General features: G+C 70.5%; 22 protein-coding genes and 1 tRNA gene. 8 read left to right on the top strand and 15 right to left on the bottom strand.

The window, feature by feature from the left end; translation table 11 throughout:
- Positions 1–11 precede the first annotated feature (11 nt).
- Together cydD and ACFPQ9_RS09380 are read left to right on the top strand one after the other, a co-directional pair.
- Positions 12–3,536, top strand: coding sequence for a thiol reductant ABC exporter subunit CydD (gene cydD, locus ACFPQ9_RS09385; RefSeq protein WP_380849625.1), 3,525 nt, complete (start codon positions 12–14; stop codon positions 3,534–3,536).
- 113 nt (positions 3,537–3,649) lie between these two features.
- A complete protein-coding gene (locus ACFPQ9_RS09380) occupies positions 3,650–4,720 on the top strand; it encodes a M23 family metallopeptidase (RefSeq protein ID WP_380849622.1) in 1,071 nt (356 codons plus the stop codon).
- A 43-nt stretch (positions 4,721–4,763) separates the two neighbouring features.
- Here ACFPQ9_RS09380 and ACFPQ9_RS09375 read toward each other — a convergent pair whose 3' ends face one another.
- The 7 genes from ACFPQ9_RS09375 to ACFPQ9_RS09345 form a co-directional block, all read right to left on the bottom strand.
- Positions 4,764–5,651, bottom strand: coding sequence for a Cof-type HAD-IIB family hydrolase (locus ACFPQ9_RS09375; protein ID WP_380849619.1), 888 nt, complete (start codon positions 5,649–5,651; stop codon positions 4,764–4,766).
- A 122-nt stretch (positions 5,652–5,773) separates the two neighbouring features.
- Positions 5,774–6,676 (bottom strand): LLM class flavin-dependent oxidoreductase, encoded by a 903-nt coding sequence (locus ACFPQ9_RS09370; RefSeq protein WP_380849616.1) that lies wholly within the window; start codon positions 6,674–6,676, stop codon positions 5,774–5,776.
- Between the two features lie 42 nt (positions 6,677–6,718).
- Complete coding sequence (locus tag ACFPQ9_RS09365) at positions 6,719–7,165, bottom strand: hypothetical protein (protein ID WP_380849613.1); 447 nt, start codon at positions 7,163–7,165, stop codon at positions 6,719–6,721.
- 198 nt (positions 7,166–7,363) lie between these two features.
- Entirely contained in the window at positions 7,364–7,912 is a 549-nt protein-coding gene (locus ACFPQ9_RS09360; protein WP_380849610.1) for an RNA 2'-phosphotransferase, read from the bottom strand.
- A gap of 122 nt (positions 7,913–8,034) precedes the next feature.
- On the bottom strand, positions 8,035–9,033 hold the full coding sequence (locus ACFPQ9_RS09355) for a MerR family transcriptional regulator (protein ID WP_380849607.1): 999 nt from the start codon (positions 9,031–9,033) through the stop codon (positions 8,035–8,037).
- Positions 9,034–9,204: 171 nt separating this feature from the next.
- A complete protein-coding gene (locus tag ACFPQ9_RS09350) occupies positions 9,205–10,962 on the bottom strand; it encodes an SDR family oxidoreductase (RefSeq protein ID WP_380850073.1) in 1,758 nt (585 codons plus the stop codon).
- A gap of 8 nt (positions 10,963–10,970) precedes the next feature.
- Positions 10,971–11,822, bottom strand: a complete 852-nt coding sequence (locus tag ACFPQ9_RS09345) for a M24 family metallopeptidase (RefSeq protein WP_380849604.1) — start codon at positions 11,820–11,822, stop codon at positions 10,971–10,973.
- A 254-nt stretch (positions 11,823–12,076) separates the two neighbouring features.
- On the opposite strand from ACFPQ9_RS09345, the gene ACFPQ9_RS09340 reads away from it, so the two are divergent.
- From ACFPQ9_RS09340 to ACFPQ9_RS09315, 6 genes are all read left to right on the top strand, one after another.
- A complete protein-coding gene (locus ACFPQ9_RS09340; RefSeq protein ID WP_380850070.1) occupies positions 12,077–13,054 on the top strand; it encodes an ABC transporter ATP-binding protein in 978 nt (325 codons plus the stop codon).
- On the top strand, positions 13,044–13,967 hold the full coding sequence (locus tag ACFPQ9_RS09335; RefSeq protein ID WP_380849601.1) for an ABC transporter permease subunit: 924 nt from the start codon (positions 13,044–13,046) through the stop codon (positions 13,965–13,967). Before ACFPQ9_RS09340 ends, ACFPQ9_RS09335 begins: the two co-directional genes overlap by 11 nt.
- Positions 13,964–14,875, top strand: a complete 912-nt coding sequence (locus tag ACFPQ9_RS09330; protein WP_380849598.1) for an ABC transporter ATP-binding protein — start codon at positions 13,964–13,966, stop codon at positions 14,873–14,875. The genes ACFPQ9_RS09335 and ACFPQ9_RS09330 overlap by 4 nt, the downstream gene beginning before the upstream one ends.
- Positions 14,876–14,885: 10 nt before the next feature.
- Positions 14,886–15,605, top strand: a complete 720-nt coding sequence (locus ACFPQ9_RS09325) for an ABC transporter permease subunit (protein ID WP_380849595.1) — start codon at positions 14,886–14,888, stop codon at positions 15,603–15,605.
- Positions 15,606–15,737: 132 nt separating this feature from the next.
- The gene (locus ACFPQ9_RS09320; RefSeq protein WP_380849592.1) at positions 15,738–15,980 is read left to right on the top strand and encodes an SGM_3592 family protein; all 243 of its coding nucleotides are present in this window, start codon (positions 15,738–15,740) and stop codon (positions 15,978–15,980) included.
- Between the two features lie 283 nt (positions 15,981–16,263).
- Positions 16,264–16,349: transfer RNA gene (locus ACFPQ9_RS09315), tRNA-Ser, on the top strand.
- 141 nt (positions 16,350–16,490) lie between these two features.
- On the opposite strand, the gene ACFPQ9_RS09310 is transcribed toward ACFPQ9_RS09315, so the two are convergent.
- The 8 genes from ACFPQ9_RS09310 to ACFPQ9_RS09275 all read right to left on the bottom strand — a co-directional run bounded on the left by ACFPQ9_RS09310 (position 16,491) and on the right by ACFPQ9_RS09275 (position 25,682).
- Complete coding sequence (locus ACFPQ9_RS09310; RefSeq protein WP_380849589.1) at positions 16,491–17,321, bottom strand: HAD family hydrolase; 831 nt, start codon at positions 17,319–17,321, stop codon at positions 16,491–16,493.
- The gene (gene serS, locus ACFPQ9_RS09305; protein ID WP_380849586.1) at positions 17,318–18,595 is read right to left on the bottom strand and encodes a serine--tRNA ligase; all 1,278 of its coding nucleotides are present in this window, start codon (positions 18,593–18,595) and stop codon (positions 17,318–17,320) included. Before serS ends, ACFPQ9_RS09310 begins: the two co-directional genes overlap by 4 nt.
- A gap of 614 nt (positions 18,596–19,209) precedes the next feature.
- Positions 19,210–20,142 carry a prephenate dehydratase gene (gene pheA / locus ACFPQ9_RS09300; RefSeq protein ID WP_380849584.1) on the bottom strand — a complete coding sequence of 311 codons (933 nt, stop codon included), beginning with the start codon at positions 20,140–20,142 and terminating at the stop codon, positions 19,210–19,212.
- Between the two features lie 158 nt (positions 20,143–20,300).
- Positions 20,301–21,683, bottom strand: coding sequence for an iron uptake transporter deferrochelatase/peroxidase subunit (gene efeB / locus ACFPQ9_RS09295; protein ID WP_380849582.1), 1,383 nt, complete (start codon positions 21,681–21,683; stop codon positions 20,301–20,303).
- A gap of 8 nt (positions 21,684–21,691) precedes the next feature.
- Positions 21,692–23,713 carry a copper resistance CopC/CopD family protein gene (locus ACFPQ9_RS09290; protein WP_380849579.1) on the bottom strand — a complete coding sequence of 674 codons (2,022 nt, stop codon included), beginning with the start codon at positions 23,711–23,713 and terminating at the stop codon, positions 21,692–21,694.
- 13 nt (positions 23,714–23,726) lie between these two features.
- Positions 23,727–24,182 carry a copper chaperone PCu(A)C gene (locus tag ACFPQ9_RS09285; RefSeq protein ID WP_380849576.1) on the bottom strand — a complete coding sequence of 152 codons (456 nt, stop codon included), beginning with the start codon at positions 24,180–24,182 and terminating at the stop codon, positions 23,727–23,729.
- The gene (locus ACFPQ9_RS09280) at positions 24,179–24,832 is read right to left on the bottom strand and encodes an SCO family protein (protein ID WP_380849574.1); all 654 of its coding nucleotides are present in this window, start codon (positions 24,830–24,832) and stop codon (positions 24,179–24,181) included. The genes ACFPQ9_RS09285 and ACFPQ9_RS09280 overlap by 4 nt, the downstream gene beginning before the upstream one ends.
- A gap of 112 nt (positions 24,833–24,944) precedes the next feature.
- Positions 24,945–25,682 (bottom strand): YcnI family copper-binding membrane protein, encoded by a 738-nt coding sequence (locus tag ACFPQ9_RS09275; RefSeq protein ID WP_380849571.1) that lies wholly within the window; start codon positions 25,680–25,682, stop codon positions 24,945–24,947.
- Between the last annotated feature and the right edge of the window lie 198 nt (positions 25,683–25,880).

Here is a 25,880-nt window from a genome sequence, read left to right as displayed (position 1 = left end):
GTGTGTTTCACGTGAAACCAATCGACCCACGTCTCCTGCGATACGCCCGTGCCACCCGCCTCTTCCTGATCGCGGTCGTCGGTCTGGGCGTCGTCGGGGCGGTACTGGTCATCGCGCAGGCGATGCTCATCGCCGAGACGGTGGTGGGGGCGTTCCAGCACGGCATGTCGGCCGCTGAACTGCGCACTCCCCTACTGCTGTTGGTGGCGGTCGCGATCGGTCGTGCGGTGGTCGCCTGGCTCACCGAACTCGCCGCCCACCGCGCGAGCGCGGCGGTGAAGTCGGAGCTGCGGGGGCGGCTGCTGGAGCGTGCCGCCGAGCTGGGTCCCGGGTGGCTGAGCGGGCAGCGGACCGGATCGCTGGTCGCCCTCGCCACCCGGGGGGTCGACGCCCTCGACGACTACTTCTCGCGTTATCTGCCGCAGTTGGGCCTCGCGGTCGTCGTACCGATCGCGGTGCTGGCGCGGATCGTGACCGAGGACTGGGTCTCGGCGGCCATCATCGTCGGCACCCTGCCGCTCATCCCGATCTTCATGATGCTGATCGGCTGGGCCACGCAGTCACGGATGGACCGTCAGTGGCAGTTGCTCTCCCGGCTGTCCGGCCACTTCCTCGACGTCGTCGCCGGCCTGCCGACCCTGAAGGTGTTCGGCCGGGCCAAGGCACAGGCCGACTCGATCCGGCGGATCACCGGTGAGTACCGCAGGGCGACGATGCGCACCCTGCGGATCGCCTTCATCTCCTCCTTCGCGCTCGAACTGCTCTCCACGCTGTCGGTGGCGCTGGTGGCCGTCACGATCGGCATGCGCCTCGTCCACGGCGAGATGCATCTGTACGACGGCCTGGTCATCCTCGTGCTGGCGCCCGAGGCCTATCTCCCGCTGCGCCAGGTGGGCGCCCAGTACCACGCGGCGGCCGAAGGGCTCTCCGCGGCCGAGGAGATCTTCGAGGTGCTGGAGACACCGGTGCAGGCGTCCGGGACCGCGGCGGTGCCGACCGGTGGGGTGTCGTTCGAGCAGGTCTCCGTCCGCTACCCCGGCCGCACGGCCGACGCCGTGTCGAACGTGTCCTTCGCCGTCGAGCCCGGCGAGACGGTCGCGCTCGTCGGGCCGAGCGGCGCGGGCAAGTCGACGCTCCTCAATGTGCTGTTGGGGTTCGTGCGGCCGACCCACGGGCGGGTGCTGGTCGGGGGAGCCGATCTCACCGGACTCGAACTGGCGGAGTGGCGCTCGCGCATCGCCTGGGTGCCGCAGCGCCCGCACCTGTACGCCGGGACCATCGCCGAGAACGTACGGCTGGCGCGTCCCGACGCCGACGACGCGGCCGTGCGGCGGGCGCTGGCGGATGCCGGAGCGCTGGAGTTCGTGGACGCGCTGCCCGGGGGCGTCGACACCGTGCTGGGCGAGGACGGGACCGGGCTGTCCGCGGGCCAGCGGCAGCGGCTCGCGCTGGCCCGGGCGTTCCTCGCGGACCGGCCCGTCCTGCTGCTGGACGAGCCGACGGCCGCGCTCGACGGCGCCACCGAGGCCGAGGTCGTGGGGGCCGTGCGACGCCTCGCCGTGGGCCGGACGGTGCTGCTGGTCGTGCACCGGCCGGCGCTGCTGGGGGTGGCGGACCGGGTGGTACGGCTCGCCGAGCCAGCGGCGCCCGGTCGGGCGGATGCCCTGTCCAATGCGGATGGCCTGCCCAAGGCCGAAGCGCCCGTCACCCCTCGGAACGAGGGCGGCGAAGCGCACGGAGAGCCTGCCGGCGCGGATGCCGAAGACGTACCGCTCGCCGCGGACGCGCGCGGTGTCCTCGCCCGCGTCCGTGCCATGTCCGGCCCCCGACGCGGCCGGCTCGCCCTGGCGCTGCTGCTGGGCAGTCTGGCGCTCGGCAGTGCCGTCGGTCTGATGGCCACCTCCGGGTGGCTCATCTCGCGAGCCTCGCAGCAGCCGCCGGTGCTCTATCTGATGGTCGCCGTGACGGCGACGCGGGCCTTCGGCATCGGGCGGGCCGTGTTCCGGTACGCCGAGCGGCTGGTGTCGCACGACGCGGTGCTGCGCATGCTGGCCGACACCCGGGTCGCCGTGTACCGGCGCCTTGAGCGGCTGGCGCCCGCCGGGCTGCGTCGCACCCGGCGGGGCGATCTGCTGTCGAGACTCGTCGCCGATGTGGACGCCCTTCAGGACTACTGGCTGCGCTGGCTGTTGCCCGCCGCCGCCGCGACGGTCGTGTCCGCGGGGGCCGTCGGCTTCACGGCCTGGCTGTTGCCCGAGGCCGGCGCGGTCCTCGCGGCGGGGCTGCTGGCGGCCGGGCTCGGCGTCCCGCTCGTCACCGGTGCCGTCGCCCGCCGCGCCGAGCGCAGGCTGGCCCCCGCCCGGGGAGTCCTTGCGACGCGCGTGACGGACCTCCTCACCGGCACCGCGGAACTGACCGTCGCGGGCGCGCTGCCCAGCCGTACGGCCGAGGCGCGCCGGGCCGACGGGACCCTCACCCGGATCGCCTCGCGCGCCGCCACCGCGACCGCGCTCGGGGACGGGCTCACCGCGCTGATCTCCGGGATCACCGTCGCCGCAACCGCCCTCGTGGGCGCCCAGGCCGTCGTGGACGGGCGGCTGAGTGGCGTGACGACGGCCGTGGTCGTGCTCACCCCGCTGGCCGCCTTCGAGGCGGTCCTCGGGATGCCGCTCGCCGTGCAGTACCGCCAGCGGGTGCGCAAGAGCGCCGAGCGGGTCCACGAGGTCCTGGACGCACCCGAGCCCGTACGGGAACCGGAGCGTCCCAGGAAGGCGCCCGCATCGCCCTTCCCGGTCGCCGTCAGGGGCCTGACCGCCCGTCACGCGGGGCAGGAACGGGACGCGCTCGCCGGGCTCGACCTGACCCTGGAGGAGGGCCGCCGGATCGCGGTCGTCGGACCGTCCGGATCCGGCAAGACGACGCTGGCACAGGCCCTGCTGCGCTTCCTGGACGCGGACGCGGGCTCGTACACGCTGGGCGGTGTCGACGCCTACGCGCTCGACGGCGACGACGTGCGGCGGCTCGTCGGGCTGTGCGCGCAGGACGCGCACCTCTTCGACAGCTCCGTGCGCGAGAACCTGCTCCTCGCCAGGAAGGACGCCACCGAGGCCGACCTGCGTGACGCCCTGGGCCGCGCGCGGCTGCTGGACTGGGTCGACGGTCTGCCCGACGGGCTGGACACGCTCGTGGGCGAGCATGGGGCGCGGCTGTCGGGCGGGCAGCGGCAGCGGCTGGCGCTGGCACGCGCGCTGCTCGCCGACTTCCCCGTCCTCGTGCTGGACGAGCCCGCCGAGCATCTGGACCTTCCGACCGCCGACGCTCTCACCGCCGACCTGCTGGCGGCGACCGAGGGCCGTACGACCCTGCTCATCACGCACCGGCTGGCCGGCCTGGAGGCCGTGGACGAGGTGGTCGTGCTGGACGAGGGGCGCGCGGTGCAGCGAGGGACGTTCGCGGAGCTCGCCGCCGTGCAGGGGCCGCTGCGGGGGATGGTGGAGCGGGAAGAGGCGGCGGACCTGTTGGTGGGGGCGCCCTAGCCGCATATCGGCTCATCACATCAACTGCCGCACTGGCCCGTCCGCGTCACATCGTCCCCCAGGTGTACGACCTGAACAGGCTCCGACCCGACTTGCGGGTCAGGATCGCTGACATGCGCTCATATCGCGGTCGCCTTCAGGTCGTTCCGGCGCTGCTGTGTGCGCTCGCGCTCCTCGTGGCCAGGCCGGCCGAAGCCGTCGCCGACGACTCGGACACGCATGGCGGCAGCGGCAGCGGCCGCGGCCTCAGCGCGCAAGTGGTGAAGCTGTACGAGGAAGTGGCGCGGGCGACGAAGCGGTACGAGGCGGGGCGGCAGGAGGCGGAGGAGCAACGGGCGCACGCGCAGCGGATCGAAAAGCTGCTCGACCGTGAGCGACGGGAGATCGGCGCCCTGCGTGAGGACCTGGGCCGGATCGCGCGTGCCCAGTACCGCACCAGCGGCGGGATGCCATTGACCGCGCAGCTCATCCTCGCGTCGAGCCCGGAGCAGCTGATGCGCGGTCAGCGGGTGTTCTCGCAGACGAACCTGGCCGTCAACAACGCCATCGAGAAGAGCCGTCGCGCCGAGAACCGGCTCGCCAAGGACGAGGCCAAGGCCGAGGCCGCCTGGCAGGTCCTGGAGAAGCGCAACACGGAGCTCGCCGAACTGAAGAGTGGTATCGAGGAGAAGCTCGAAGAGGCGCGCTGGGAGTTGCAGGGCCAGGCCGACGCCTCCGTGGCCGCCGGCTCCTGCCCCGGTGCCGTGCGGCTCGACCAGGAGGACAAGGAGGTCGACGGCGCGTGGACCACGCCGGTGGAGTCGTACGAGCTGTCCGCCTCGTTCGGCAGCGGCGGGTCGCGGTGGGCGAACCGGCACACCGGGCAGGACTTCGCGGTGCCGATCGGCACACCGGTGCGTGCGGCCGGGGACGGACGCGTGGCCAGGGTGTCGTGCGGCGGAGCGTTCGGCATGGAGGTCGTCGTCCAGCACACGGACGGCTACTACACGCAGTACGCCCATCTCGCCGCGGTCGCCATCGACCAGGGCGAGCGCGTCAACACCGGACAGTGGATCGGCCAGTCTGGCACGAGCGGCAACTCCACCGGCCCGCATCTGCACTTCGAGGTGCGCATCACCCCGGAGATGGGCTCGGCGGTCGATCCCGTGCCGTGGCTGGCGGACCGGGGAGCGCCGCTCGGATAGCGCCAGGGCCTGCCCGGCGGATCATGCGGCCGTCGCGGCAGACCTAGCCGCGCTCGGCCAGCATCCGCTCGATGATCACCGCGACCCCGTCCTCGTTGTTGTCGACGGTCCGTCCCGACGCGGCGGCGACGACGTCCGGGTGGGCGTTGCCCATCGCGTACGACCGGCCCGCCCACGTCAGCATCTCGACATCGTTGGGCATGTCCCCGAAGGCCACGACCTCCTCGTGCGAGATACCGCGCTCGGCACAGCACAGGGCCAGCGTGCTCGCCTTGGAAACGCCGGGGCCGCTGATCTCCAGCAGGGCGCTGGGGCTGGAGCGGGTGACATTGGCGCGGTCGCCGATGGCGAGGCGGGCCAGGGTGAGGAAGGCGTCGGGGTCGAGCGTGGGGTGATAGGCGAGGATCTTGAGCACGGGCTCGCCGGCGCCGGGAGCGTCCGGTGCCAGGAGCTGCTCGGCCGGCGCGAGGTTGTCCGGTATCTCCATGTGCAGCTTGGGATAGTCCGGCTCCTGGTAGAACCCGTACGTCTGCTCCACCGCGTACACCGTGCCCGGCGCCGAGTCCCGCAGCAGCCGTACGGCGTCCAGCGCGTTCTCCCGCGCCAGCTCCCGTACCTTCACGAAACGGTGGGCGCCGGGGCCGCCGTGCAGGTCGACCACGGCGGCGCCGTTACCGCAGATCGCCAGGCCATGACCGTGGACATGGTCGCTGACGACGTTCATCCAGCGGGCGGGGCGGCCGGTGACGAAGAACACCTCGATGCCCGCCTCCTCGGCGGCGGCCAGCGCGGCGACCGTGCGCGGGGAGACGGACTTGTCGTCCCGCAGCAGGGTGCCGTCCAGGTCGGTGGCGATGAGCCGCGGGCGCACGGCGGCGTCCGGGTTCTGGGGCTGTCGAGTCGCTGAGGTCACCGCGTCATTCTCCCGCATATGCCTGCACGGTCGTGCGGCAGTCCGCACATCTGAGGCGGTCCCTGAGGAGATCCCGTCCCTGTGAACACCGTCGGCACCGCCCTCACCAGCACTGTCACGCCCAAATGCGGCCGCCGTGCTCACCGCAGCTGTGCCGCCGCTTCCATGGCGATCTGCTCGAAGACCTTCTCGTCGGCCGCGAAGTCCGAGTCGGGGATCGGCCAGTGGACCACGATCTCGGTGAACCCGAGCTCCTGATGGCGTCCCGCGAAGTCCACGAACGCGTCGAGCGACTCCAGCACACCGTTGCGTTCCGGGGTGAATCCGGTGAGCAGCACCTTGTCGAGGTCGGTCACGTTCCGGCCGATCGTGGCGCACGCGTCGGACAGCTTCTCGACCTGCCCGCGAATGGCCTGAAACGACTGCTCGGGGGTGCCGCTCTCACTCACCTTCGGGTCGCCCGTGGTCACCCAGGCCTGCCCGTACTGCGCCGCCAGCCGCAGCCCGCGCGGCCCGGTCGCGGCCACCGCGAAGGGCAGCCGGGGCCGCTGCACACAGCCCGGGATGTTGCGGGCCTCGTGCGCCGAGTAGAAGTCGCCCTCGTAGGACACCGAGTCCTCGGAGAGCAGCCGGTCCAGCAGTGTGACGAACTCGGCGAAACGGTCGGCACGCTCACGCGGCGTCCAGGGCTCCTGGGCGAGCGTGGTGGCGTCGAAGCCGGTGCCACCGGCACCGATACCGAGCGTGATCCGTCCGCCGGAGACGTCGTCGAGGGAGATCAGTTCCTTGGCGAGGGTCACCGGGTGCCGGAAGTTCGGGGAGGTCACCAGGGTGCCCAGCCGCAGCTGGTCGGTGACGGCCGCAGCGGCGGCCAGGGTCGGCACGGCACCGAACCACGGGCCGTCCCGGAAGCTGCGCCAGGACAGGTGGTCGTAGGTGTACGCGGCGTGGAAACCGAGCTGCTCCGCCCGCTGCCATGCCGTGCGACCCCCTTCGGACCAGCGGCGGTACGGGAGGATCACGGTGCTCAGGCGCAGACTCATGTGTCCGAGCGTATGCGGCCGAACGGGTTTCACGTGAAACGGTCACCGCACGCGGCTGCTCAGCCACGGAGTGAGGGTGATCACCGGCATGAACTCGCGATGGGTCCGGTCGCCCGGCAGCGGCACGATCAGGAAGTAGCCCGGAGGGAAACGGCGCGCCTTGACGTGGGCGAGCCCGTCGAAGACGGAGCGGACGAAGGCGGGCACGTCGTCGCGGGGGACGTCGGGGCACTCGATGCCCTCGACGGTGATCAGCGCGTCGTCCTCCGGGAAGAGCCGCACGCTCACCCGGGGCGAGCCGCCCAGATCGACGTACGCCTCATGGGGCAGCGAGCCGTCCGGGTCCACGGTGATACCGACACCGGCGGCGCTGCGGCGGGAGGTCTGGTCGGCGCCGATGTCATGGCTCACCTCGATCTCGCGACCGTACTCGGCGGCGAGGGCGCGGAGCGCGGTGACGGCGGACTCGGTGGTGGAAAATTGGTCCATACCACTGATCATGCCGGACCGGGGGTCAGCTCATGCGGGGAAGCGGGCAATTCGGGGCGGGGGCCGGGGCCCGGGGGTGGGGGCTCGGAGTCGGGGACTTGGGCCCTGGGCCGGCGGCCGGGAGTCTGAGTCCGGCGCCTGGGAGTCTCCGGGCCGGGAGTCACCCTGCCGGGAGTCACCGTGGCGCTCCCGGGAGGGTCAGTGCGCCTCGGGGAAGCGCAGGTACTCCGGTGGCACAGCCTTCGTCAGCCACACCCCGTTCGCGCTGACGTGGAAGACATGGCCGTCGCGGTGCATGGCGCCGGTGTCCACGGAGAGCACCACCGGGCGGCCGCGTCGGGCGCCGACCCGTGTCGCGGTCTCGCGGTCGGCCGAGAGGTGCACGTCGTGCCGGTTCATCGGCCTGAGCCCCTCGCTGCGGATCGCGTCCAGGTTGCCGGCCACGGTGCCGTGGTAGAGGTACGGCGGCGGGGTCGCCGGGGGCAGTCCGAGGTCCACGTCCACGCTGTGGCCCTGACTGGCCCGGATCCGCGTGCCCTCGATCGCGAAGCGCTTCTTGTCGTTGGCGGCGACCACGTGGTCCAGCTCTTCCCGGGTGAACCGGAATCCGTGCGCGGTCGCGGCGGCGATCAGCGTGTCGATCTCGACCCAGCCGCCCTCGTCGAGAGTCAGCCCGATGCGCTCGGGCTGATGGCGCAGGTGCTTCGAGAGGTACTTCGACACCTTCACGGTGCGTCTTTCGTCCATGCCGATAGCCTGCCGGTCGCGACGGGAATCACGCGAATGATTTCGCTCTCGATGTTTGATCCACAACCAAGTGCGGTTATCCACAGGGGAATTGGCGATTCTGTGGACAACGAGCGTTCACTTCACGGGGTTTCGTCAAGATCACCTGACGGGCTGTGAATTGCGGCAAGCCGGTCCAAGGCCCGCGCCCGCACCTCGCGTTCGGCGGCCAGTGTGATGAACTCGGCGGCACCCTCCGGGCCAACCAAGGCTTCCACAGCCTCCATTGTCTTTGCGGGAATCGCTATATTTCGATCAATTTTCCGGGAATGCGGGTCCTCGACCGCGCCCAGATGCTGACGTAGGTGCCGGCCCGCCAACAGACGCATGGCGCGGGCGAGTTCCGCGTCCACCGTGTGCTGGGCGAGCGGGCGCAGCCGTCGTACCAGCGAGGCCGCTTCGGCCGCTTCGTCGTCCGTCGGACGGTGCGGTCCGTCGAGGTAGCGGGCGAAGACGTGCTCGGTGGTGAACTCCAGGAAACGGGCGGCGATGTGCTCGACCTGTCCCCTCAACTCCCGTAGATGGCCCGAGATCGCGGACAGCGGCACGCCTGCGGCGTACAACTCGACGGCCACGGCCAGCTCTTGAGGGCTCGGCACGACGAACGAGCCCTCGTCGCCGGGCACCGGCTCCAGCACGCCGAGCTCCACGGCGTCGGCCACCGCCGCGTCGTCAGGAGCGCCGCCGAAGCGCTCGTCCAACTCGGCACGGGAGATCCGCACCGCCTCCTCGTCGGTCCACGGCCCGTCCACCTCGGCCGCCAGCCCGAGCACTCCGCCCAGTCCGCGGCCGGCGTCCCAGGCCTCCAGGAGCTCCTTGATGGAGGCCAGGGTGTAGCCGCGGTCCAGGAGGTCGGCGATCTGGCGCAGCCGGACGAGATGGGCGTCGGAGTAGAGGTTGGCGCGGCCTCGGCGCTCGGGGCGGGGGAGCAGGCCACGGTCCTGGTAGGCGCGGATGGTGCGGACGGTGGCACCGCTGAGGTGCGCCAGGTCCTCGATCCGGTAGGTCTTGTCCACGCCGGTCCACCTCCGCGCGCATCCGAGGGCCACCGCACCGACCCTCCCACCCAGCTCAACAGCCATCTCGGGGAAGCCCCGATCCAGCCAGGCAGCTCATCGGGGGACGGCCCGATCCAGCTCAGCAGCCCTTCCGGGCAGGCCCGATCCAGCTCAACAGCCCTGTCGGGAAAGCCCCGACGCCCCGCTCCCCGCGAACCCCTCAACCTCCGCGCACAGTTCCGCCGCCCCCAGGACTCACAACGGCGGCTCGAGCCGCGCGATCCTGCGCAGGGCCCTCGGCGTGAACCGCGACATCAAATACGCCCCGCGCGCCTCCGGCGTCACCGGTACGACGGCCTCGCCGCGCACCACCGCCCGCAGGATCGCGTCGGCGACCTTCTCCGGCGGATAGTTCCGCAGCCCGTACAGCCGCGCGGACTTCTTCTGGCGCCGCTTCTCCTCCTCGGCGTCGACGCCGGCGAAGTGCGCGGTCGAGGTGATGTTGGTGTTGACCAGGCCCGGGCATATCGCCGTGACGCCGATCCCCTGCCCCGCCAGTTCCGCGCGCAGGCACTCGCTCAGCATCAGTACGGCCGCCTTGGAGGTGCTGTACGCGGGCAGCGCCTTGGAGGGCTGGAAGGCCGCCGCCGACGCGGTGTTGACGATGTGGCCGCCCTGTCCGCGTTCGGCCATCTGCTTGCCGAAGAGCCGGCAGCCGTGGATGACACCCCACAGATTGACGTCGAGGACCTTCTTCCAGTCCTCGGGTGTGGTGTCGAAGAAGGAGCCCGACAGGCCGATGCCGGCATTGTTCACCAGCACGTCCACCACGCCGTACTCGGCGGCCACGCGCGCGGCGAGCTTCTCCATGGCCTGCTCGTCGGAGACGTCCACCGTCTCCGCCCAGGCCTCGGGCGCCCCGATCAGCCGGGACATCTCGGCGGTGCGGCCCGCGGACTCCGCGTCCCGGTCGACGGCCACCACGCGTGCGCCCGCTTCGGCGAACGCGTACGCCGTCGCCCGCCCGATGCCGCTGCCCGCGCCGGTGACCAGCACGAGCTGCCCGCCGAAGCGGTCGGCGTACTTCCCGGTCGCCGTCACCCCTGCCGGTCGCCCGCCCTCGACGGACGTCACGAACTCCGTGATCCAGGAGACCAGTTGGTCGGGCCGGGTGCGCGGTATCCAGTGCTTCGCCGACAGCGTGCGCCGGGTCAGCTGCGGAACCCACAGCTCCAGGTCGTCGTAGAGCCGCTCCGACAGGAACGCGTCCCCGAGGGGCGTGATGAGCTGCACGGGCGCGTGCGCGTACGCGTCCTGGCGCGGCCGGGTCAGCCGCGACCGTACGTTGTCGCGGTACAGCCATGCTCCGCGGGCCGCGTCCGTCGGCAGGGACGGGGTCGGGTAGTCGCCGCCGGGGACCTGCTCCACGCGCTCCAGGATGCGCGGCCAGCGCTTGCCGAGGGGGCCTCGCCAGGCCAGTTCGGGCAGCACGGGCGTGTGCAGCAGGTACACGTACCAGGACTTGGCGCCCTGGCCGAGGAGCTGGCCCACGCGGCGCGGGGTCGGGCGCTTGACGCGCTGGTTGATCCAGTGGCCGAAGTGGTCGAGGGACGGCCCGGACATCGAGGTGAAGGAGGCGATCCGGCCCTCGGTGCGTTTGACCGTGGCGAACTCCCAGGACTGCACCGAGCCCCAGTCGTGCCCGACCAGGTGCACGGGCCGGTCCGGGCTGACCGCGTCCGCGACAGCCAGGAAGTCGTCCGTCAGCTTCTCCAGCGTGAACCCGCCCCGCAGCGGCTTCGGCGCCGTGGACCGGCCGTGGCCGCGGACGTCGTACAGCACGACGTGGAAGCGGTCGGCCAGCCGTGGGGCGACCTCGGACCACACCTCCTTGCTGTCCGGATAGCCGTGCACCAGCATCACCGTCGGCTGCCCGGCATCGCCCAGCTCGGCGACGCACAGCTCGACGCCGCCGGTCCGTACGACGCGCTCACGCGCGCCCTGAAGCGTCAACGGCACCGTCACTTCTCCTCCGCCCAGCGCCGCACGTGCGGCAGATCGTCGTCCAGCCAGAAGGCGCTCTGCTCGGGGTCCGCGGAGTCGGTGACGACCAGGATCTCCTCGAACTTCGCGCCGGTGCCCCGGAAACCCAGGTGGGGTTCGACCGCCCACAGACCCGGCTGCGGCGGGTGGTCGGAGAAGCGGTACGGCGACCACAGCGGCGACCAGCCCTCGCGGTGACCGTGCAGCGCGTCGCTCGCCAGGCCCTTCAGGGACTGGGTGCCGAACCCGAACACATGCGCCGACCAGCGGCGTTCGGCGACCCGGTCGACCTTGTGCGCGATCACGCCGAAGGGATAGGCGCGGTGCCGGTTGGCGTAGCCCTGGCGGACCATGAGGCGGTCCACGTCCTCGTAGATCTCCCGCAGCGGCCGCCGCTCGCGGACCTCGCGCAGGATCAGCTCCCGGTGCGCCTCCAGGTCGGCCATCAGCCTGTCCTGGACCGGGTTGATGCCGAGCGAGCCGGAGTAGCCGATGTCGGCCGTATAGCCGTCGTACACGGGTGCCATGTCCAGGATGAACGGCATCCCGGGCTCCAGGCGGCGGTTGGTGGGGAAGAACTGCAACGGGATCCGGAAGTTCACGAACGCCGTGCGGTCCCCGAACCAGGCGAAGGGCAGATGGAACCAGTCGCGCACGCCGCGCTCCCGCAGCCACTCCCGCTGCATGCGCGCCGCCTCGCGCTCGGTGACGCCAGGCTCCAGCCGCGCCGCGACGGCCTCGGCGCATTCGTACGCCAGCCGCTGGACCCTTCTGAACCCCTGCAACTCCGCGGATGCCGCCGAGCGCTCGCCTGAAACCGCCGTAGTCATGCCACCGCCCCACCTGTCCACACCGACTGCGGTACGTGTCCGTAACTTGACACCGGTGAATGTGACAGTTGTTAGAGGCTGCGTCAATAGGGCTGCCGAAGGCTGTGGAAAACACTCATGATGTGGAAAACCGGGGCGTCGTTGTTCGACCTCAGGGTGACCCCTAGGGCCCCGTAGTCCTGGAGGGTGACTTCAAGACAGCTCTGCGGGGTGACGTCCGGCGTGGTCCGTGTCACTACCTTCGTGGTGTGACTGTGATCGCGACCGAAAGCCTGAGCAAGCGGTTCCCCAGGGTGACCGCGCTTGACCGGCTGACCATGGACATCGGGCCCGGGGTGACCGGACTCGTCGGAGCCAATGGTGCCGGCAAGTCCACCATGATCAAGATCCTGCTGGGTCTGTCCCCCGCCACCGAGGGCCGTGCCGAAGTGCTCGGACTCGACGTCGCCACCAAGGGCGGCGCCATCCGTGAGCGGGTCGGGTACATGCCGGAGCACGACTGTCTGCCGCCCGACGTCTCGGCCACCGAGTTCGTCGTGCACATGGCCCGGATGTCCGGACTGCCGCCCACCGCCGCGCGTGAGCGCACCGCGGACACGCTGCGCCATGTCGGCCTGTACGAGGAGCGCTACCGCCCCATCGGCGGCTACTCGACCGGCATGAAGCAGCGCGTGAAGCTGGCGCAGGCCCTGGTGCACGACCCGCAGCTGGTGTTCCTGGACGAGCCGACCAACGGCCTCGACCCGGTCGGCCGCGACGAGATGCTCGGCCTGATCCGCCGTATCCACACCGACTTCGGCATCTCGGTCCTGGTCACCTCGCACCTGCTGGGCGAACTGGAGCGCACCTGCGACCACGTCGTCGTCATCGACGGCGGCAAGCTGCTGCGGTCCAGCTCCACCACCGACTTCACCCAGACCACCACGACCCTCGCCATCGAGGTCACCGACAGCGACGACCACCCGGACGGCACCCGCGCGGTGCGCGACGCGCTCCACGCGCGCGGGGTGGACGTCCTCGACGGTGCAGGCGGACTCCCTGGCGCCGGTCACATCCTGCTGCTCACCGCGCAGGGCGAGGAGACCTACGACCTGGTGCGCGACGTGGTCGCCGACCTCGGCCTCGGCCTGGTACGCATGGAGCAGCGCCGGCACCACATCTCGGAGGTCTTCACCGACGGCGGGCAGAACGCCGGCGCACAGCGGAAGGAGGCGGTCGGCCATGGCGGTTGAGCACCCCGTAGCCTCACAGTCGGGTGACCAGACCCGGATCCACAACATCGGCTACCGCAACTACGACGGCCCCCGCCTCGGCCGCTCGTACGCGACCCGCTCGCTGTACTCGCAGTCCCTGCGCGGCGCCTACGGCCTCGGCCGCTCGGTGAAGTCCAAGGTGCTGCCGATGCTGCTGTTCGTGGTGATGTGCGTGCCCGCGGCCATCATGGTCGCCGTCGCGGTCGCCACCAAGGCCAAGGACCTGCCCGTCGACTACACGCGCTACGCGATCATCATGCAGGCCGTGATCAGCCTGTACGTCGCCTCGCAGGCACCCCAGTCCGTCTCCCGCGACCTGCGCTTCAAGACCGTGCCGCTGTACTTCTCGCGGCCGATCGAGACCGCGGACTACGTCCGGGCGAAGTTCGCCGCGCTGGCCTCCGCGCTGTTCATCCTCACCGCGGCCCCGCTGCTGGTGCTCTACGTGGGCGCGCTGCTGGCCAAGCTCGACTTCGCCGACCAGACCAAGGGATTCGCGCAGGGACTCGTGTCCGTGACACTGCTCTCGCTGCTGTTCGCCGGCATCGGCCTGGTCATCGCGTCCGTCACACCACGCCGGGGCTTCGGCATCGCCGCGGTGATCGCCGTGATGACCATCTCCTACGGAGCCGTCTCCACGCTCCAGGCCATCGCCGACGCGCAGGCCATCGACGGCGGGGGCAGCTCCGGCGCCATCGCCTGGATCGGCCTCTTCTCGCCGGTCACGCTCATCGACGGTGTGCAGTCCGCCTTCCTGGGCGCGACCTCCGCGTTCCCCGGCGGCGTGGGCCCGAGCAACGGTGAGGGCGTCGTCTACGTCCTCGTCAGCCTGGGCCTGATCGCCGCCAGCTACGGCCTCCTGATGCGCCGCTACAAGAAGGTGGGACTGTGACCACGCTCCAGATCGACCATGTCTCCCGCTGGTTCGGCAATGTGGTCGCCGTCAACGACATCACCATGACGATCGGCCCCGGCGTCACCGGCCTCCTCGGCCCCAACGGCGCGGGAAAGTCCACCCTCATCAACATGATGGGCGGCTTCCTGGCGCCCTCCACCGGAACCGTCACCCTCGACGGACAGCCGACCTGGCGCAATGAGGCCATCTACAAGCACATCGGCATCGTCCCCGAACGCGAGGCGATGTACGACTTCCTCACCGGCCGTGAATTCGTCGTCGCCAACGCCGAGTTGCACGGCCTGGGCGACAAGGCCGCCCAGAAGGCGCTCGCCACGGTCGAGATGGAGTATGCGCAGGACCGGAAGATCTCCACGTACTCCAAGGGCATGCGCCAGCGCGTGAAGATGGCGAGTGCCCTCGTGCACAACCCCTCGCTGCTGCTGCTCGACGAGCCGTTCAACGGCATGGACCCGCGCCAGCGCATGCAGTTGATGGACCTGCTGCGGAAGATGGGCGACGAGGGCCGCACGGTGCTGTTCTCGTCCCACATCCTCGAAGAGGTCGAGCAACTCGCCTGGCACATCGAGGTGGTGGTCGCCGGACGGCACGCGGCCAGCGGTGACTTCCGCAAGATCCGCCGCCTGATGACCGACCGCCCGCACCGCTACCTGGTGCGCTCCAGCGACGACCGCACCCTCGCGGCCGCGCTGATCGCCGACCCGTCGACGTCCGGCATCGAGGTCGACCTCGCCGAGGGCGCGCTGCACATCCAGGCCGTCGACTTCGGCCGCTTCACCACGCTGCTGCCGAGGGTGGCGCGGGACCACGGCATCCGCCTGCTCACGGTCTCGCCGTCCGACGAGTCCCTCGAGTCCGTCTTCTCGTATCTGGTCGCGGCGTAGGAGGCCGAAGATGTACGACCCCACAGTCGCCCGGCTCACCTACCGAGCCCTGCTCGGCCGCCGCCGGGCCCTCATCCTGGGCGCGCTGCCCCTGCTGCTCATCGCGATCTCGATCGCGGTGCGTGCCCTGGCCGGAGCCGACGACCAGACCGCGTCCGACCTGCTCGGCGGACTGGCGCTGGCCACCATGGTGCCCATCATCGGCGTCATCGCCGGCACCGGCGCGATCGGTCCGGAGATCGACGACAGCTCGGTGGTGTACCTGCTGTCCAAGCCGGTGAAGCGGCCGACGATCATCTTCACCAAGCTGATCGTGGCGATCGCCGTGACGATGGTGTTCTCGGCGCTACCCACCTTCATCGCCGGGTACATCCTCAACGGCAACGGCCAGCAGATCGCCGTCGCCTACACGGTCGCCGCGCTGGTCGCCTCCATCGCCTACGCCGCGATCTTCCTACTGCTGGGCACGGTGTCCCGGCACGCGGTGGTCTTCGGTCTCGTCTACGCGCTCGTCTGGGAGGCCCTGTTCGGCTCCCTGGTCGAGGGCGCGCGCACGCTGAGCGTCCAGCAGTGGTCGTTGGCGGTGGCGCAGAAGGTCGCCGGCGGAGACCTGGTCACGTCCGACGTCGGCCTGACGACGGCCACGGTGCTGCTCGCGGTGGTCACGGTGCTCGCGACCTGGTACGCGGGCCAGAAGCTGCGGTCGCTGACGCTCGCAGGCGAGGAGTGAGTGAGCCGGCTCACAGAAAGAAGCGGAGCGTAAAGGAGCGGGCCTCTTCAGGGGCCCGCTCCTGACGGAGGCTTCACCCGGGTCCGGGCACACTGGGCGAACGGGGTGCACTGCACGAACTGGAGGACGGGGATGGCAGGCGGCAGGTCACCGCACGAGGATCGTGAACAGTCCGGGGACGACACCTGGGACGACCTGGTCCTGGACGACGACTTCATCCGCGCCGCCGAGACCGCGGAACCCTCCGCCCGGGCCCGGATGCTGACCGAGCGCTGGCGCCGGGAGGAGCCCGAACCGCAGCCGTGGCGCTCCGACGAACCGCCCGCCGGGTGGTTCTTCAGCAAGGCGCGACGGCGCAAGTGGCGGCGCCGATAAGGGGCGTACGGCGGCTTTCCCGGGCCCTTTAATCAGTGGCGCCCAACTCGGCGTACAGGCACAGTGGTTATGTCCACATCGCCGGACGGTGAGTCCGGCGCCACGTTCTGGGAGAGGAGCCGGACGATGTCCATGCACGGCAGTACGTCCAGCTCCCGTCAGGGCAGCCGGCGGCGGACTTCGGGGTAATCCCTACTCCTCCGTAGAGTCCGTTCCGCACGGGGAGCTGCCCGGGGCGGCCGCTTCGAGCACGCGATGTCGCTCTCGCGTGGGCCGCCCACCCGGAGGATTGGCCGAGTGGTAAGGCACCGGTTTGCTAAACCGTGGTCGGGCTGCAAGCCCGCGCACGTTCGATTCGTGCATCCTCCGCAAGACGCTGTGACTGCGACCGCGCAGCACTTCGAAGCCAGGGGCGAGTGAACCCACCAAAGGGGCGCGGGGCTGTGTCGATATGCGGCTCCGCCGCGTGGGCGAGACCAGCAGCACAAGGCCCGTGGTCACGCGACGACCTCAGCCCAGCAGACGCTCCAGTACCAGCGCGATTCCGTCCTGCTCGTTGGAGGTCGTCAGTTCGTCGGCCACGGACTTGAGTTCCTCGTGGGCGTTGGCCATGGCCACGCCCCTCGCCGACCAGGCGAACATCGGGATGTCGTTGGGCATGTCGCCGAAGGCGATCGTGTCCGCCGCCTTCAGGCCCAGGCGGCGGGCCGCCAGGGACAGGCCGGTCGCCTTGGACAGGCCGAGGGGGAGCAGCTCCACGATGCCCTCGCCCGCCATCGCCACCGTGACGAAACCGCCGGCGGCCTTGCGCGCGGCCTTGACCAGCTCGTCGTCCGTCAGGTCGGGATGCTGTATGTAGATCTTGTTCAGCGGGGCGGTCCACAGATCCGACGCGTCCGTGAACGGGGTCGACGGAAGGCTGCCCGTGACCGCGTACCCGGGCCCCACCAGGACATCGCCGTCCAGGCCGTCACGGCTCGCCGCGAGGAACAGCGGGCCGACCTCCGCCTCGATCTTGGCCAGTGCCACACCCGCCAGCTGGCGGTCCAGGGTCACCGATGTCAGCAAGCGGTGCTCGCCGACGTCGTACACCTGCGCCCCCTGGCCGCACACGGCGAGGCCCCGGTAGCCGAGGTCGTCGAGGATGTGCCGGGTCCAGGGGACCGCGCGGCCGGTGACCACGATGTGCGCGGCACCGGCCTGCGTGGCCGCGGCGAGGGCGTCACGGGTGCGCCGGGAGACCGACTCGTCGGAGCGCAGAAGCGTTCCGTCGAGGTCGGTCGCGATCAGCCGGTACGGGAAGCCGGTGGACGAACCCCCGCCGATTGCCGTCTCGCTCACTTGGCGACCGGCTCCAGGACCTCCCGGCCGCCCAGGTACGGGCGCAGCACCTCGGGGACCCGGACGGAGCCGTCGGCCTGCTGGTGGTTCTCCAGGATCGCCACGATGGTGCGCGGTACGGCGCACAGCGTGCCGTTGAGCGTCGCCAGCGGCTGGACCTTCTTGCCGTCACGCTGCCGTACGGACAGGCGGCGGGCCTGGAAGCTGTCGCAGTTGGAGGCCGAGGTCAGCTCGCGGTACTTGCCCTGGGTCGGGATCCACGCCTCGCAGTCGTACTTGCGGGACGCCGACGCGCCGAGATCGCCGGAGGCCACGTCGATGACCTGGAAGGGCAGCTCGAGGCCCGTCAGCCACTGCTTCTCCCACTCCAGGAGCCGCTTGTGCTCGTTTTCCGCGTCCTCGGGGGCGACGTACGAGAACATCTCGACCTTGTCGAACTGGTGCACGCGGAAGATGCCGCGGGTGTCCTTGCCGTAGGTGCCGGCCTCGCGGCGGAAGCACGGCGAGAAGCCGGCGTAGCGCAGCGGCAGCTGGTCGGCCTCCAGGATCTCGTCCATGTGGTACGCGGCGAGAGGGACCTCGGAGGTGCCGACCAGGTAGTAGTCGTCCTTCTCCAGGTGGTAGACGTTCTCCGCGGCCTGGCCGAGGAAGCCGGTGCCCTCCATGGCGCGCGGGCGGACCAGCGCGGGGGTCAGCATCGGGATGAAGCCGGCCTCGGTGGCCTGGGCGATCGCCGCGTTGACCAGGGCCAGCTCCAGCAGGGCGCCGACGCCGGTGAGGTAGTAGAAGCGCGAGCCGGAGACCTTGGCGCCGCGCTCGACGTCGATGGCGCCCAGGGCCTCGCCGAGCTCCAGGTGGTCCTTGGGCTCGAAGCCCTCGGCGCCGAAGTCGCGGATGGTGCCGTGCGTCTCCAGGACGACGAAGTCCTCCTCGCCGCCGACGGGCACGTCGGGGTGGACGAGGTTGCCGAGCTGGAGGGCGAGGCGCTTGGTCTCCTCGTCGGCCTCGTGCTGCTCGGCGTCGGCCGCCTTGACGTCGGCGGCCAGCTGGCTCGCCTTCTTCAGCAGCTCGGCCTTCTCGTCCCCGGAGGCCTTGGGGATGAGCTTGCCGAGCGACTTCTGCTCGGAACGCAGCTCGTCGAAGCGGACGCCGGACGACCTGCGCCGCTCGTCGGCAGACAGGAGGGCGTCGACGAGCGCGACGTCCTCTCCACGGGCACGCTGCGAGGCGCGCACTCGGTCGGGGTCCTCACGAAGCAGGCGAAGGTCAATCACGCGCTCAAGGCTACCGGGGCGGGGTGACAGCCCACGACCCGCTATTCCGAACTGCGGCTTACATTCAGTTATGGGGTAAATGCGAGGGGTGTCAATAAAAGGCGTCTCACTCCCTGGAACGGGTAAGGCGCACGGTCCCCGGTTGACTCGATTCCCTTGTGGAGAACGGGACTTGGGGCGCGGTTGTCCACAGGAATCCCCAGCCTCCGAAGAGTTATCCACAGGGTGTGTGGACGGACTGTGGATGTCGGAATTGATCACTCCGTAACTCGGTGATCAGGTCGAGGATTCCCAGGACAAACCCGTCCCACCCGCACTTTCGAGTGGAAAACGGTCGCCCCAAAGGATTGCCCAAAGGAAAAGAGTGGACGAAGGGTGACTTGCGCGTCGGTGGACTCCGAAGCGGCCTGGGGAGCGATTTGTCGACAGACTCACCCCCGCTTATCGACTTGTCCCCAGGTCGAGATGAGTACCTGTGGATAACCCCTGTGGATAACGATAATCGGCTGGTAGTACTGGCTGGAAACCCACACGGAAGCGGCCCGGCCGACGGCTCCGGCCGGCTGCCCGGGCCGGCTGCGTGGGCAGCCGGCCCCGGAGTAGCTGGGAACTGCTCAGAAGCGTCCGTCCTGGCAGCGCGCCACCCAGTCCGCCGCCGACACGAACTCCTCGTCGGACGTCCCCAGGCGCGGCCGCTCCGCTTCTCCCGGCTTGATGTCCGCACGCGGATACGAACCCAGGAAGCGCACCTCCAGGCAGATCCGCTTGAGCCCCATCAGCGCCTCGGCGACCCGGCGGTCGGAGATATGGCCCTCGGCGTCGATGCAGAAGCAGTAGTTGCCGATGCCCGCGCCGGTCGGCCGGGACTGGAGCAGCATCAGGTTGATGCCACGCGTGGCGAACTCGCCCAGCAGGTCGCGCAGCCCACCGGGATGGTCGTCGCGCTGCCACAGCACGACGGACGTCTTGTCCGCACCGGACGGAGCGGCGGGACGCGCGGGCCGGCCCACCAGTACGAACCGGGTCTGGGCGTTCTCCGCGTCGTGGATCCCGGTCTCCAGGGCCTCGAGGCCGTACAGCGCGGCGGCGAACTCACCGGCGAAGGCCGCGTCGTACTGGCCCTCCTGGACCAGACGGGCGGCGTCCGCGTTCGAGGCGGCCGACTCCCAGTGGGCGTCGGGGAGGTTGTTCTTGAGCCAGTTGCGCACCTGCGGCTGGGCGGCCGGGTGGGCCGAGACCGTCTTGATGTCCGACAGCTTCGTGCCGGGCCTGACCAGCAGCGCGAAGGTGATCGACAGCAGCACCTCGCGGTAGATCATCAGCGGCGCGCCCGCGACCAGCTCGTCGAGCGTGGTCGTGATGCCGCCCTCGACGGAGTTCTCGATCGGTACGAAGGCGGCCTCGGCCTCGCCGAGACGCACCGCGTCCAGCGCGGACTGCACGGACACATAGGGGATCAGCTCCCGGGTCGCGGCCTCGGGAAGGGTGCGCAGGGCGGCCTCGGTGAAGGTGCCCTCGGGGCCGAGATAGGCATAGCTCGCTGGCATGACCTCACCCTAATGGCCCTTGTGAAACCCGGCGCACGTCTCTGGGCCGCGCGCCACCCCTCAGGGCGACCTCACTGGCGTACGACTGTGCCGAACCCGGACGGCCCTCCCGGCCCCGGCACCGTCACTCCTCTCGGCCCCGGCACACCCCGGCACCGTCACCCCTCAAGGAGGCGCTGCCCCACGTACTCCCCCTCCGACGCGCCGCCCGGCACGGCGAACAGGCCGCTCGACTCGTGGCGGATGTACTTCGACAGGGCGTCGCCCCGGTCGAGCTTGCGCTGGATGGTGACGAAGCCGCGCAGCGGGTCGGCCTGCCAGCAGATGAACAGCAGGCCCGCGTCGGGCACGCCGTCCGTGTCGATGCCGTCGTGGTACGAGAACGGGCGCCGCAGCATCGCCGCCCCGCCGTTCTGGTCGGGCCGGGTGATACGGGCATGCGCGTTGATGGGGACGACCAGATTCCCCGCCTTGTCCGTCTTCTCCAGGTCCATCTCGGTCGTCTCGGTGCCCCCCGACAGCGGCGCCCCGTCGGACTTGCGGCGCCCGATGACGTCCTCCTGCGCCTTGACCGAGAGCCGCTCCCAGTCGTCGAGGAGCATGCGGATACGGCGTACGACGGCGTAGGAGCCGTTCGCCATCCAGGCGGGGTCCTTCGAACCGGACTGCGGCACGAAGATCCGCTCGTCGAAGTCGGCCTCCGCCGGCTTGGGATTGCGTGTGCCGTCCATCTGGCCCATGAGGTTGCGGGCCGTCATCGGATGCGAGGTGGCGCCGGGCGAGCGGTTGAAGCCGTTCATCTGCCAGCGCACCTTGGCCGCCCGGCCCGCGTCCTTCTGGATCGCGCGCAGGGCGTGGAAGGCGACCAGCGCGTCATCCGCACCGATCTGCACCCACAGATCGCCGTTGCTGCGCGCCCTGTCGAGCTGGTCGGAGGAGAAGTCGGGCAGCGGGTCGAGGGCGACCGGACGCTGCTTCTCCAGGCCGGTCCGCGCGAAGAAGCTGTGCCCGAAGCCGAAGGTGATCGTCAGCGACGAGGGCCCGGCGTCCCGGGCGACATCCGTGTCGTCCTGCTGAGCCGCCTCGCCCGCCATCAGCCGCCGTGCCGTCTCCGACCAGCGGCGCAGCAACGCCGCCGCCTCCTTGCGGCCCGCGCCCGCCGCCAGGTCGAAGGCGACGAGGTGACCGCGTGCCTGGAGTCCCTGGAGGATGCCGGGCTGATGTTTCCCGTGAAACATCACCTGTTCGGCCCCCAGCGAGGCGAGCGGCGTCGCCCCGGCGGGCCGGGCGGCGTACCCCACGGCCCCGCCGGCCGCGCCGAGCACCAGACCGGTGGCACCGGCGGTGCCGAGCAGTTGCCGCCGCGAAAGAGCTCCCGCGCGGGAGGCACTTTCGGAGGCGCCGCCATTAAGTGGGGCGTCGCCCTTGAACGCAGGCTTGGCCCCGGCCTCGGACGTTGCCTTGGCCCCCGTCGTGGACGTCGCTTTCGGCGTCCGCGGTGTCCGCGGCGTGCGGGCCTCCGGAATGGACTGGTCAGACATGGTGAGGGTCAGCCGATCTGCGCGTTCTTGGAGACGGTGGTCTGGTCGATGTCGGTGGTCCGTACGGTTACGGAGACCTTCCATTCGCCGGCCATGGGGATCTGCACCCCGCTCGCCGACCAGTGTCCGGTGGTGATGTGGTCGGGGACGACGGGCAGCGGCCCGATGTCCTGCGACTCGAGGGTGAAGGCGACCTTGACCTCGGGGATGTCGAAGGCACGGCCGTTGGGCCGCTGCACGTAGACATGCATCTCGTTGCCGCCCACGCGCGCGGGGTCGAGGTCGACCCGTACGACGCCCTTCCCGTCCTCGCCGCCGGTGTCGAAGGACATGTCCAGGGTCAGCGCCCCCGCCGACGACGCGTCCGCCGCAGATGCCGAGGCGGCGGCCTTGGCCTGCTCCTCCGTACGCCCCGGTTCGGTCGACGTCAGCATGGTGGTGACGGCGAGGAGGACGACGGCGACACCCGCCTCGGCGAGCACCGAGCGGCGCAGTCCGAACCGGTTCGGGTCGACGTCCCGCAGCTGCTTCTGCCGTGCCGTGTCCATCGCGGCCTGCTGCCGGGCGAGCTGCGCGGCCCGCTCGGAGTCGCCGTCCGCCTTGCCGGAGCCCGCGGCGCCCTTCTTGCCGGAGCCCGCGGCGCCCTTCTTGCCGGAGCCCGCGGTGCCCTTCTGACTGGAGCCCGCGGTGCCCTTCTGACTGGAGCCCGTGGTGCCCTTCCCGGAGGAACCCGCACGCGCGGGCTCCCTCTCCTCGGCGCCCTCGACGGCGTCCGACTCCTTCCGCGGCTTCACCACGACGGCCTCGGCCAGTCGCCCCGTCCACCGCCGCGAGACCCACGCGATGCCCACCAGCACCACCACGAGCCCGATCTTGACCAGCAGCAGCTGCCCGTATCGGGTGCCGGTGAACGCCGACCACGAACCGAGCTGCCGCCACGACTGGTAGATCCCGGTCGCGACGAGCGCGAGCACGCTGCCGAAGGCCAGGCGGGAGAACCGTCGTACGGCCGAGGCGTCGAGCGGGGTGTCCGCGGGCGCCCGGTAGAGGGCGACGAGCAGTGCCGCCAGCCCGCCGAGCCAGCCCGCGACGGCCAGCAGATGGATGATGTCGACCGGCATCGCGATCCCGGCCTGGAGCCCGGTCGAGGCGTGCTCGGACATCGCCCAGCTCGCCGCGAGCCCGGCCGACACCACGATCCCGCCGATGGCGAGCCCGAAGGTCAGGTCCCGCTTCTCCTCGTCCTCGCGCTTCTCGTACGCCCCGAACAGCACCGCGATGAACAGCGCCGCCGCGGCGAGCAGCAGCAGTCGGGAGACCAGTGCGGCGCCGGTCTTGGTCTGGAGCACCTGTCCGAGCAGGTCCAGGTCGAAGATGTCCCCGACCTTGCCCGTGCTGGTGTACGAGCCGCGCAGGAGCAGCAGGCCGAGCGTGGCGGCGGTCAGCGCCACCCAGCCGCCGACGGTGAGCCGCTGCAGCGCCCGCACGCCCGCCCCGCGCTGCCAGCAGGCGAGCACGAAGGCGGCGCCGCCGACCATGACGATGAAGCCGGCGTACGACACGTACCGCCCGAAGCCGTAGAGCGTGCCGACGACTCCGCCGCCCGCGGTCTGCCCGGAGACGGAGACGGACGTCTGGGAAGGCGCGCCGATGGAGAAGGTGAAGGCGCCGGCCACGGGATGGCTGTCCTCGGACACCACCTGGTAGGTGACGGTGTAGGTGCCGTCGGGCAGTCCGCCGTGCAGCTTCACGGAGTACGTCGTCCCGCTGGGGTTGGCCGGGTCGCCGCGGTCGACGCGCTTGCCCTTGGGGTCGAGCACCCGCAGGGAGTCGTCGGACAGGGCGACCTTCTCCGAGAAGGTCAGCGAGACCTGTGCCGGGGCCTTCTCGACCACCGCCCCCTGCCGGGGGTCGCTGCCGGTCACCGCGGCGTGCGCGGAGACCGGCCCGGCACCGGCGAGGAGCAGGCCGGTGGCGGCCAGGAGCAGCAGCACCAGCGTCCGGACGCGGGGTGCGATGGTCTGGGTCAAGGCGATCTCTCCCTCAGTGTCCGGTCTTCGGGTTGTACGTCGCCGATTTCACCGGCATCTGGACCGTGACGGTGCCGGACTCGGTGAAGTGGAGCTTCACGGTCACCGTCTCGCCCTGCATCGGCTTTCGCTTCAGCTTCTCGAACATCAGATGGTTGCCGCCGCTTTTGAAGACGAGTTGACCGTGCGCGGGGACGGGGAGGTCCTTGACCTCCTGCATCGAGGAGTCGACGGTCTCGTGGGCCGTCACCTCGCCGACGTCGCTGGTCACGGACGTCAACTCGTCTTTCGTACCGCCCTTGTTGGTGACCGTGAGATAGCCGGCCGCCATGGAGTCGGAGACGGGCTGCGGCATGTAGGCGCCGCTGACCGACACCTCGGCCGCGGAGTCCTGCGCGTCGTCGGAGCCGCAGCCCGCGAGGAGCAGGGCCCCGGTCAGTACCGCGACGGGCGCGACCGCACGCCTCACGGCTTCTCCCCCTCGATCAGCTTGGGGAGGTCCTTGGTGTAGTCGTCGACGGTGGCGCGCTCGGTGTAGAGGACGTACCCGGCGTCGGTCTTCGGTGAGAACGCCACGACCTGGGTGCCGTGGGTGGAGACCATCTTGCCGTTCTTGTCCTTGTGCGGTGCCTCGATGGTGATGCCGAGGGTGCGGGCGCCGGCCTGGATGGTGTCGAAGGAGCCGGTCAGGCCCACGACCTGCGGGTCGATGCCCTTGAGCCACTTGCCGAGCGCGGGAGCGGTGTCGCGCTCCGGGTCGGTGGTGACGAAGACGATGTTCAGCTCGTCCTGCTCGGCCTTGGGCAGCTGCTTCTTGGCGACGGCGATGTTGTTCATCGTCAGCGGGCAGACGTCGGGGCAGTTGGTGTAGCCGAAGTAGATCAGCGTCGGCTTGCCCTGGGTCTCCTTGCGGAGGTCGTACTTCTTGCCGTTCGTGTCGGTGAGGACCAGGTCCGGCTTCTCGAACGGCTTGTCGAGCACGATGGCCGCCTTGTCCGAGCCGGGTTCCTCGGAGACGACGGTCACGGGCGAGGCGCTGTCGTCGCCGTTGCCGCAGGCGGTCAGGGTCAGGGCCGCGGCGGCGAGCAGGGCGGCCGCGGCGAAGGTCTTCTTACGCATGCCAGGTCTTCTTACGCATAGAAAAATGTCCTAGTTGTCCAAGTCGGCCCAGGGTGAGGGCTCCGGCGCGCACCGGGGGCGTGCCCGGTGCGCGCCGTGAACCGAAGGGGCGTCAGGCGTCGGTGCGCCGACGGCCGGCGAGGACGCCGTACGCCACACCCAGCGCGCCGACGACGATGCCGACCACGCCCAGGATCCGGGCGGTGGTGTCGCTGCTGTCGGCGGGCTCGGCGGCGTCGGTCTTCGCGGCGGCGGCCTCGGAGTCGTCGGAGTCGGCGGCCTTGTCGGCGGAGGACGAGCCGTGGTGGCCCTCCTCGGCGGCGGACAGCGCGAGCACCGGCGCCGGGTTCTCGGGCTCGTCCTTTCCCTCCTGAGGGACCTCGATCCAGCGCACGACCTCCTTGTTGGAGTACGTCTGGATCGCCTTGAAGGTGAGTTCGTCGGTGTCCTCGGGGAGCTGGCCGATGGAGACGGGGAACTTCTGGAAGTAGCCCGGCTCGACGCCCTTGCCCTCGGCGGTCCAGGTGATCTTGGAGACCGCCTCGGAGATCTTCTCGCCGTGCAACTCGATCGGCTTGTCGAGCTTGGACTTGGTGACCTCGATCTTCCAGCCGGCCATGGGTTCCGGCATGGCGGAGGCCAGCGGGTGGTCGGTCGGGAAGCTGACCTCGAGCTTGGTGGTCGAGGCGTTGTCGCGCTCGTTGGGCACCTTGAAGTCGACGACCGCGTAACCGCCCTTGGCGGCGGTGCCCTCGGGCTGCACGCTGACGTGGGCGAAGGCGGGCATGGACAGGGCGAGCACGGCCGTGCCGGCGAGGGCGCCTACGGCGGCGATACGAGAGGCCTTCATGCGAAGCACTCCACTGTGAGTGAGATTCGGATTCCGGAGGTGAAGAGGAGTACGCGCGCGTGGTGGTGCCCGATCAGAGGGAAAGCCCGGGAGGCCCGGAAGCCGGAAGGGCAGAAAGCCCGGGAGGCCGGGAAACCGGGAAGTCCGGCGAGAAGAGATCCCTGGACCGGAGAACTCGCGCACGCACGCGTGCCGCAC

The sequence above is a fragment of the Streptomyces coerulescens genome, assembly GCF_042657965.1.
GTDB classification, from domain to species: domain Bacteria; phylum Actinomycetota; class Actinomycetes; order Streptomycetales; family Streptomycetaceae; genus Streptomyces; species Streptomyces coerulescens.
Note: the sequence above shows the minus strand (reverse complement) of the source record. Positions and strands in the feature narration are given on the sequence as shown.

Coding starts and splice junctions, on each gene's coding strand:
- ACFPQ9_RS09380 (WP_380849622.1), top strand. CDS start 3,650: ATGCGCTCATATCGCGGTCGCCTTCAGGTCGTTCCGGCGCTGCTGTGT.
- ACFPQ9_RS09375 (WP_380849619.1), bottom strand. CDS start 5,651: ATGCGGGAGAATGACGCGGTGACCTCAGCGACTCGACAGCCCCAGAAC.
- ACFPQ9_RS09370 (WP_380849616.1), bottom strand. CDS start 6,676: ATGAGTCTGCGCCTGAGCACCGTGATCCTCCCGTACCGCCGCTGGTCC.
- ACFPQ9_RS09365 (WP_380849613.1), bottom strand. CDS start 7,165: ATGGACCAATTTTCCACCACCGAGTCCGCCGTCACCGCGCTCCGCGCC.
- ACFPQ9_RS09360 (WP_380849610.1), bottom strand. CDS start 7,912: ATGGACGAAAGACGCACCGTGAAGGTGTCGAAGTACCTCTCGAAGCAC.
- ACFPQ9_RS09355 (WP_380849607.1), bottom strand. CDS start 9,033: ATGGCTGTTGAGCTGGGTGGGAGGGTCGGTGCGGTGGCCCTCGGATGC.
- ACFPQ9_RS09345 (WP_380849604.1), bottom strand. CDS start 11,822: ATGACTACGGCGGTTTCAGGCGAGCGCTCGGCGGCATCCGCGGAGTTG.
- ACFPQ9_RS09335 (WP_380849601.1), top strand. CDS start 13,044: ATGGCGGTTGAGCACCCCGTAGCCTCACAGTCGGGTGACCAGACCCGG.
- ACFPQ9_RS09325 (WP_380849595.1), top strand. CDS start 14,886: ATGTACGACCCCACAGTCGCCCGGCTCACCTACCGAGCCCTGCTCGGC.
- ACFPQ9_RS09320 (WP_380849592.1), top strand. CDS start 15,738: ATGGCAGGCGGCAGGTCACCGCACGAGGATCGTGAACAGTCCGGGGAC.
- pheA (WP_380849584.1), bottom strand. CDS start 20,142: ATGCCAGCGAGCTATGCCTATCTCGGCCCCGAGGGCACCTTCACCGAG.
- efeB (WP_380849582.1), bottom strand. CDS start 21,683: ATGTCTGACCAGTCCATTCCGGAGGCCCGCACGCCGCGGACACCGCGG.
- ACFPQ9_RS09280 (WP_380849574.1), bottom strand. CDS start 24,832: ATGCGTAAGAAGACCTTCGCCGCGGCCGCCCTGCTCGCCGCCGCGGCC.
- ACFPQ9_RS09275 (WP_380849571.1), bottom strand. CDS start 25,682: ATGAAGGCCTCTCGTATCGCCGCCGTAGGCGCCCTCGCCGGCACGGCC.